Origin of the sequence: Achromobacter sp. SD115, from assembly GCF_017355315.1 — a bacterium.
GTDB lineage: Bacteria > Pseudomonadota > Gammaproteobacteria > Burkholderiales > Burkholderiaceae_B > Achromobacter > Achromobacter xylosoxidans_B.
In genome coordinates, this window is sequence record NZ_JADIJM010000035.1 from 41,785 (window position 1) to 49,404 (window position 7,620).

Annotated in this window: 8 protein-coding genes; 2 read left to right on the forward strand and 6 right to left on the reverse strand. The window is 69.9% G+C overall.

Features of this window, described 5'->3' with window-relative positions:
• Positions 1-45 precede the first annotated feature (45 nt).
• Together IPU70_RS30905 and IPU70_RS30910 are read left to right on the forward strand one after the other, a co-directional pair.
• Entirely contained in the window at positions 46-420 is a 375-nt protein-coding gene (locus tag IPU70_RS30905; RefSeq protein WP_013394136.1) for an MAPEG family protein, read from the forward strand.
• Between the two features lie 12 nt (positions 421-432).
• Positions 433-1,410: a glycerophosphodiester phosphodiesterase family protein gene (locus IPU70_RS30910; RefSeq protein WP_207473222.1), complete on the forward strand. Its 978-nt coding sequence runs from the start codon at positions 433-435 to the stop codon at positions 1,408-1,410.
• A gap of 6 nt (positions 1,411-1,416) precedes the next feature.
• Here IPU70_RS30910 and IPU70_RS30915 read toward each other — a convergent pair whose 3' ends face one another.
• The 6 genes from IPU70_RS30915 to IPU70_RS30940 form a co-directional block, all read right to left on the reverse strand.
• Positions 1,417-1,851 (reverse strand): carboxypeptidase-like regulatory domain-containing protein, encoded by a 435-nt coding sequence (locus IPU70_RS30915; protein ID WP_207473224.1) that lies wholly within the window; start codon positions 1,849-1,851, stop codon positions 1,417-1,419.
• 120 nt (positions 1,852-1,971) lie between these two features.
• The gene (locus IPU70_RS30920) at positions 1,972-2,760 is read right to left on the reverse strand and encodes an NRDE family protein (RefSeq protein WP_207473226.1); all 789 of its coding nucleotides are present in this window, start codon (positions 2,758-2,760) and stop codon (positions 1,972-1,974) included.
• Positions 2,761-2,763: 3 nt separating this feature from the next.
• Positions 2,764-4,743, reverse strand: coding sequence for an FUSC family protein (locus tag IPU70_RS30925; protein ID WP_207473228.1), 1,980 nt, complete (start codon positions 4,741-4,743; stop codon positions 2,764-2,766).
• 26 nt (positions 4,744-4,769) lie between these two features.
• The gene (locus IPU70_RS30930; RefSeq protein WP_013394131.1) at positions 4,770-5,252 is read right to left on the reverse strand and encodes a YbaK/prolyl-tRNA synthetase associated domain-containing protein; all 483 of its coding nucleotides are present in this window, start codon (positions 5,250-5,252) and stop codon (positions 4,770-4,772) included.
• 116 nt (positions 5,253-5,368) lie between these two features.
• On the reverse strand, positions 5,369-6,085 hold the full coding sequence (locus IPU70_RS30935) for a DNA-binding response regulator (protein WP_207473230.1): 717 nt from the start codon (positions 6,083-6,085) through the stop codon (positions 5,369-5,371).
• A gap of 131 nt (positions 6,086-6,216) precedes the next feature.
• A partial coding sequence (locus IPU70_RS30940) for an efflux transporter outer membrane subunit (protein ID WP_207473232.1) occupies positions 6,217-7,620 on the reverse strand: 1,404 nt, incomplete at its 5' end.

Consider the following 7,620-nt stretch of genomic DNA (forward strand, 5'->3'; position numbering starts at 1 on the left):
GAACAAAGGTATCCTGGCGCCTGCCGGATACCTGGGAGCCAGACTATGAAAATGATCGCGTGGTTGATGTTGGCGGCGGCGCTGCTGCCTTTCGTATCGGCGATAGTCGCCAAGGCGGGCGGACAGAAGTTCGACAACAATGATCCGCGTGCCTGGCTGGCGCGCCAGGAAGGCTGGCGGGCACGCGCCAACGCGGCGCAGACCAATACCTTCGAATCGCTGCCGTTCTTCTATGCGGCCGTGCTGTTCGCGCTGTATACCCAGGCGCCGCCCGCGCATGTCGCCACCTTGATGGCCTGCTGGCTGGGCGTGCGGCTGGGCTATCTGGCCATGTACCTGGCGGGCTGGGGCGCGCTGCGTTCGCTGGTCTGGACGATCAGCGTGGGCTTCATCATCGCGATCCTGTTCTCCGGCGTTTAAGGGGCAGCGGGCATGCGCAAGCGGCGCGTTGCGGCGCTGGCGGCCATCGCGTTGCTGGGCTTCGTCTATGTCAACAACGCTGACTGGACCGTTCCCGATCCCGGCGCGCGGGCGACGCTGCTGGCGCATCGCGGCATCGCGCAGCGCTACGACACGGCGGGCATGGAGCAGGACACCTGCACCGCCACCCGCATCGTCGCGCCCACGCACGGCTATCTGGAAAACACTATCGCGTCCATGCGCGCCAGCTTCGACGCCGGGGCGGACATCGTGGAGATCGACGTCCATCCCACCACCGACGGACAGTTCGCCGTGTTCCACGATTGGACGGTCGACTGCCGCACCGAGGGCCGCGGCGAGACGCGCGCGCACACGATGGCCGAGCTCAAGGCGCTGGACATCGGCTACGGCTATACCGCCGACGGCGGCAAGACCTTTCCGTTCCGCGGGCGCGGCGTGGGCCTGATGCCCACGCTGTCCGAAGTGCTGGAGGCCTTTCCGCGCCAGCGTTTCCTGATCAACGTCAAGAGCCGCGACCCGGCCGAGGGCGCGGCGCTGGCGGCCGTGCTCAATGGCATGCCATCCGCAAGGCGGGCCGACTTCATGGTGTACGGGGGCGAGGAGCCGGTAGGCCGGCTGCGCCAGTTGGCGCCGGACCTGCGGACGCTGACGCGCTCGGACTTGAAGTCCTGCCTGTTGCGCTACGTGGCCGCAGGCTGGAGCGGCCATGTGCCGCAGGTCTGCCGCGGCATGGTGTTGATGGTGCCGGTGAACGTCGCGCCCTGGCTGTGGGGTTGGCCCGGTCGCTTCCTGGAACGCATGGATGCCGCGGGCAGCAGCGCGTTCCTGATCGGCCCTTACGGCGGCGAGGGGTTTTCCACGGGCATCGATACGCCCGAGGACATCCGCCGCGTGCCGGCGGGTTACGCGGGCGGAATCTGGACCAACGAAATCGAAGTCGTGGCGCGCGCGTTCAAGCGCGTGCCATGACGCCCGCTACTTCCATTCGAACACGGCGCGCGCGGTACCCGAATTCTGCACGGACACTTCGCGTTGCTGCGCCTGGCCGTTGTAGGTGGCCGAGACCTTGTAGTTGCCGGCAGGCAGCTTCACCAGCATGTACGGACCTTCGGCGGTAACTTGCAAGACGGACTTGCCCTGCGCGTCGCTGATGGTGACGGCAACGTTGGCGACATAGTCGGCCTTGCCGTCGCGTTGCGCGGCGAACGTCAGCGCCAGCGGATAGTCTTTGGCGGCGGCCTTCATGGCTTCGGATTCGTCCAGCCCGATGCCGCCGCTGACGTACTGCACCGAGCCTTGCTGCTGCACCGGCGGCAGGCCCGCCTGCGCGGTGGACAGGATGCCGGCAAAGGCCATGCTGCCCAGCGCCATCGCGGCGGCCATGGTGCAGCGTTCTATACGCTTGTTCATGAGACTCTCCTGAATAGGACGATCTGCGCGCCTGCCCGGCGCGCATGAACAGTTCGACCCGCATGCCGGCGCGGAGTTCGCTCCCGCGGGCCTCCGATATCAACCGATTGTTTCCGCAGCCTATGCGAGCGTACCGCTAGTCGCGGGCCAGGAAAATGTCAACCTGCTTTCGCCGCTGACGGTGCCGTCCGGGGCAAAGCGCCTTTCATCCAGCTGTCCGGCGCCATCGTCGCGCAGCGCCAGTACGCTGGAACTGCGGGTGCCATAGTTCGGACTGACGATGAAGGGGCTGCTCAATAGCCTTTCCCGATCCAGCGGCAGGCCGGTGGCAGGCAGCTCGGCGTCCCCGGCGGGCAGGCGGTCGGCCAGCGCGGCCATCAATGCAGGCAGGTCTGGCTGCGGCCCGCTGCGCAGCACGGCTTCGAAAGCGGCCTTGGTGCGCGCCAGCTTGGGCCAGGGCGTGTCCAGCAAATGGTTGGACAAGGCATAGACGCCGGGAGCCAGGCGGCGCGGGCCGCCGTCGCGGTTGCTGAGGTACCAGGCTTCATGCGCGTCGCCCACGATCAGGTTGAAGCCGTTGTAGGCCTGGCCCGCGGCATGGACCTGCGCCAGGTAGTCGGCCGGGGACGCCGCGCCGCGCAGATAGTCTTCCACCAGCGCGCCGCGCGAAGGTGCGTTCTGGATGAGCTTGCCGGGTTCGCGGAAGTTGGTCACCAGGGCATGGCGGCCGCCGCTCGTGACTCCCATCCAGCTGCCGCCGGCCAGGCCGTCGCGGCCCGCGTAGACCTCGGGCGCGTCCGGCCATTGCGCGGCCGGCAAGGTCGGGCGTTGATGGAACTCGTCGCGGTTGGCGGCGATCAGGACGGGGATGCCCGGCAGGGCATGCAGGGCCAGTACGGCAAGACACATGGTTCAGACCTGGTTGGCGGGTTTGTGGGGAAGGGCTTTGCCTGGCTCGGCCGCGAAATCCGGGCCGGCCAGGGCGGCGCGCAAGGCTTCGATCTGGGCCGCCACGTCGCGCAGCGCGGGCGCGGGCGAGGCGATGGCGGCGGACGGCATGGCTACGCCCTGGGCGACCGCGGCGCTCATCTGATGCAGGCTCGCGGCCAACTGCGCCAGTTCGGCGGCGCTGGGCGCGGCCTGATCGGCGGGCAGCGACCAGGCCGTGTCGGAAATGGCGTTGGCGACCCGTTCGAGCGCCACCTCCACTGGCCACCACGCCAGCGCGCGGCGGCTGACCAGGCGGGGCTCGGACAGCCCGCGCTGCAAGGCAATGCGCAGGTCGGAGAGCCGCGCATAGGCGCTGGCGCGCAGGTCGTGGCGGCCCGTGGGGTCGGCTTGGAACACGGTGTTCAGATAGGCGGCCAGCGTGTCCATGGCGGCGGCGACCGCGTTGTCCAGGTTGCCGCGTTCGATGCGTATCCAGGGCAGGTAGCCCACCAGCAGCACGATGCCCGCGGCCACTGCCACGTCGATCAGGCGCGCCAGCGCGATGGGCCAGCTGCCGGGTTGCAGGGCGCCGATCAGCAGCATCAGGATCGGCAGCATGATGGCCGAGAACAAGCCGTAGTTGCGCCGCACAGACCAGGGCAGCAGGGACGCCAGCGCCGCCACCGTGAGCAGGCTGACGATGCCGTTGCGGTCCAGCGCCAGCACGGTCGCGCTGATCGCCACGCCGACCACGCTGCCGGCGCAGCTTTGCAGCGCCCGCGCGAACACCGAGCCGAAGTTGGGCTTGAACACCACCACCACGATCAGCGGCACCCAGTAGGAGCGCGGCAGCGAGGCCGCCATCGCCACCGCTTCGGCGGCGATCAGGCACAGGCCCAGCCGAACCAGATAACGCAGCGTGGTGGGCCCCGGCCGGTAGGTGCGCGCCAGCACGCGCCAGGGCGTGCGTGGCCGCGCCGGCGGCAGGCCGGCGAAGGCATCCGCTTCCGACAGCGCGCCGCCGTCCAGCAGGGGCTGCACCTGGGCCAGCGCGTCGGCCAATGGATCCATGCCCGCCTGGCGCAAGGTAGCGATGTCCTGACGCGGATCCGGCGTCGCGTCGTTTTCCACGCGGTCGGCCAGCCGGTTCATGACACGGGCGCAATCGTGCGGCAATACCCGTCCGGCGCGGGCCAGCGCTAGCGCGGCGTTGGTCAGCGGCGTGCAGGCCTGCAACTGCGCGGCCAGCCGCGCCAGCCGGGGCGAGGGGCCGGCCGCGCCGCGGCGGGCGGCCAGCACGGTGTCGTAGGCGGTGGTCATGGCCGCTTCCATGTCGCGCCGCGCGCTCATGGTGCGCGAGGTGCCGATGGCGGCGAACATGGCCGCCAGCTTGCGGTAGGCCATGGCGACCGCGGCGCGCTCGGGCGCTATCGGGTTGACCACCCAGCCCGTGAGGGTCAGCGCCAGGCCGAACAGGCCGCCGGCGCCCACCAGGATCGAAGGCAGCCAGGGCGGCAGGGTGGAAGTCAGGCTGGCGCCGACGATGACGTAGACGGCGAATTGCAGCGTGGCGACGGCGGCGATGTTGTTGAAAGTGCCGACCAGGCTGGCCGCCAGCACCAGCAAGGTCATGGCGGCGGAGGTCCACAGGCCATGTCCGGCAATCATCGTGCCCAGGAAATACCCCAGCGCGCCGCCGAACACGGTGGAACCGATGGATAGCGCGCGGTTGCGGTAGGGGCCGCCGTTGTCGCCGGTGATGGCGGGCAGCGCGCCCAGCGCAACCAGCGCCGCGGCCGCGCTCTGGTCCAGCGCCAGCCCGACGGCCGACGGCAGGCCGATGGCCAGGGCGGCGCGCAGCGCCACCCAGCGGCTGACGGGCGAAGGCTCCATGTGCGCCAGGCTCATCAGCCAACGCATGTTGGAGCCGCGCGCGGCATGTTTCAGCGAGGAGCGGAACATGGCGGCCTCGTGGCGCGGCCTGGGGATCAGGCCTTGATCAGCGGCGCCTCTGCGGGCGCGGCCAGCCGGAAATAGTCTTCCGTGTTCAGGAGGATGGAGGCGTCCAGACGCCCCGCATTGAACACGATTTCACCATGGCGCAGGCGCAGGCTGGGATCCACCAGCAGGTGCAGTTCGGGGTTGAAGCTGAAAGGCGGGATGGCGCCGATTTCGCAGCCGGTGAGCTCGCGCGCCAGGTCCTGCGACGCCAATGACGCTTTCTTGCCGCCCGCCGCGCGGGCAATGGCATCCAGGTCGGCCTGCTTGTCGGCAGGGAACACCGCCAACACGTTCTTGCGCTGATTGGAGGATATCTTCACGCGGCACACCAGCGCCTTGGCGCCCTGGCTGACCTCGGTGCCGCGGATCGCCGCGACCTCGACGGAGCGGCCGGCCGCGGGGTGTTCAATCAGGCGGTAGCGGGCCTGGTTCAGGGCAAGCAGGGCTTGCAGGCGTTCGAAGACTTCCATGTCGGGCGAGGGAGGGAGCGTGGCGGGCGCAGGCCGGGAATCGGCCTCGTACGCCGCATGATACGCCCGCCGCGGGCCGCGGCGGCGGGTGCGCCCGCGAGGCCCGGCCGGCGACCTCAGATTTCTCCGGTGAAGGCGTAGCCCCAGCCCCAGACCGTGCGGATCGGCAGTTCCAGGTCCAGGTCTTGCGCCTTGCGCCGCAGGCGGCTGACCAGCACGTCGGTGCGGCGCATTGATTCGTGGCCGCCGTGCGTGTCGGTGCTGGCGGCGTCGGCGCGCGGCAGGCGCTTATCGGCGGAAGTCGTCAGCTTGAGGAGGAATTCCCGCTCGGCCAGCGTCAATGCCAGCCGCGTGCCTTGCGGACTGACCAGGGTCCAGGCCGCGTCATGGAACTGCCATTTGCCGGCGGCTTCGCTTGGCGCGGCTTGCGCCGGGCGCGGCTCGGCGTCCGCGGCGCGCCTGGCGGCGGGAATCCGGCGTACCAGCGCTTGCAGCGCGGCTGCGATTTCCGCGGCGCACACATCGGGCGGCAGGCAGACGTCGGCGCCGCAATGCAGGCCGAGGATGCGGTTTTCAGGGGAATCGAAGGTGGACACGGCGACAATGCCGGCGGTGGTGTCCATGGCGCGCAGGCCGGCCACGGCCATGCAGAGCTCGGAAAGTCCGGCTTCCATCACCAGCAGTGGAGTGCGGTGGGCCTGGAACAGCCGGAACAGGCTGTTGGAGTCTTCGCACGGCCGGGGCGAGAAGCCCATTTCCGCCAGCGCCGCGCTGCGCTGCGCGCGTACTCCGGGGGCGGGAGAGAAGACGATCAGGTCTAGTAGGTCATTCATGAATCGTTGTGTCTGTGCAGCATGAGCGCATGCATGATGCATCGGATACAGCGATTTCCTAAACCTCGCACAACGCCAGTTTCTTACCCGAATTCTCGGACATGGTTACGCATTGCGCATGGACGGCACCGTTATGGTGCGTCGCCGGGCGCTTCGTTCCACCAGCCGCCGCCCAGCGCCTGCAACAGGGCGGCGGTGTCGGCATGGCGCGCCGCGTCCGCGGCGGTGCGCGCGATGCGTGTCTGCAACAGCTGGCGTTGGCTGTCCAGCAGGCTCAGGTGGCTGATGCCGCCGGCCTGGTAGCGGCCTTGCGCGATGCGCTCGGCCTGGTCGGCGCGGCGCCACGCCTCGTCGCTGGCCTGGTAGGCATCGCCGTCCGTCTGTACCGCGCGCAAGGCGTCGGCCACTTGGCGAAAGCCCTCCAACACTGTTTGCTGGTATCCGGCGGCAGCCGCATCGTAGGCGGCCTGCGCCGAGCGTGTGCGCGCGCGCAGTTCGCCGCCGTGGAACAGCGGCTGGACCAGTCCCAGGCCCAGGCTCCAGACGTTCAGGCCATTGGACAGGTCGCCCACGCGGGTGCGTTGCGAACCGAAGCTGGCGGTCAGGGTGAACTGCGGATACTGGTTGGCGACGGCCACGCCTACATTGGCCGAGGCCTGGTGCCACAGTGCCTCGGCGGCGAGAATGTCGGGGCGCTGGCGGGTCAGGGCCGAGGGCACGCCGGTGGGCACGTCGGCGGGCAGCGTCAGGTCCGCGAGCCGCAGCGGTGCGGAACGCAGATCGGCCGGCGCCAGGCCCAGGTAGGCCGCCAGCTGGTGCGTGGCCTGCGCCAGTTGGTACTCCAGCGGCGGCAGCGTCGCCCGCGTCTGCGCGACCAGCAGCTCCTGGTTGCGGAGGTCGGCCTCGGAAACGCCGCCCGCCTGCTGGCGCTGGCGCATGATGTCCTGCTGCCGCACTTGGGCCGCCAGCAGTTCGCGGGTGTCGGCCAGGCGTTCGTCCAGGTCGGCCTGGCGGATGGCGGCGGTGACCACATTGGCGGCCAGGGACATGCGCGCGGCCTGCAGCTCATGCGCCTGGTAGTCGACCTGCGCGCCCAGCCCTTCCAGCGCGCGGCGGTTGCCGCCGAACACGTCCAGCGTGTAGGACACGTCGATGGACGCGTTGTAGAGCGTGAAAGGCGCGGGCTGCTCGGCCACCGGCACGCCGAAGGCCGACGGATCCACCTTTTGCCGCGTCACCGACAGGTTGCCGTCGACCTGGGGCAGCATGCGGCCGCCGGTTTCCGCGTTCAGGTCCTCACCCGCCTGACGCAAGCGTGCGCGCGCTTGCTCCAGCGTAGGGCTGGCTTGCAGCGCCTGCCTCACCAGTTGGTCCAGCGCCTCGGAACGGAACAGCCGCCACCATTGCGCGGGGATGTCGGCGCCGGCCTGCAGGCGCTGCGCGTCCAAGGACGGGGCGGCCGCGCGTGGCGCGGCGTAGGCGTCGACCTGCGGCGGCGCAGGCCGCTCGAAGTCCGGTCCGACCGCGCAGCCCGC

Excerpts from the sequence above, each read along its gene's own strand:
- IPU70_RS30905 (WP_013394136.1), top strand. The coding sequence starts at position 46 with ATGAAAATGATCGCGTGGTTGATGTTGGCGGCGGCGCTGCTGCCTTTC.
- IPU70_RS30910 (WP_207473222.1), top strand. The coding sequence starts at position 433 with ATGCGCAAGCGGCGCGTTGCGGCGCTGGCGGCCATCGCGTTGCTGGGC.
- IPU70_RS30915 (WP_207473224.1), bottom strand. The coding sequence starts at position 1,851 with ATGAACAAGCGTATAGAACGCTGCACCATGGCCGCCGCGATGGCGCTG.
- IPU70_RS30920 (WP_207473226.1), bottom strand. The coding sequence starts at position 2,760 with ATGTGTCTTGCCGTACTGGCCCTGCATGCCCTGCCGGGCATCCCCGTC.
- IPU70_RS30925 (WP_207473228.1), bottom strand. The coding sequence starts at position 4,743 with ATGTTCCGCTCCTCGCTGAAACATGCCGCGCGCGGCTCCAACATGCGT.
- IPU70_RS30930 (WP_013394131.1), bottom strand. The coding sequence starts at position 5,252 with ATGGAAGTCTTCGAACGCCTGCAAGCCCTGCTTGCCCTGAACCAGGCC.
- IPU70_RS30935 (WP_207473230.1), bottom strand. The coding sequence starts at position 6,085 with ATGAATGACCTACTAGACCTGATCGTCTTCTCTCCCGCCCCCGGAGTA.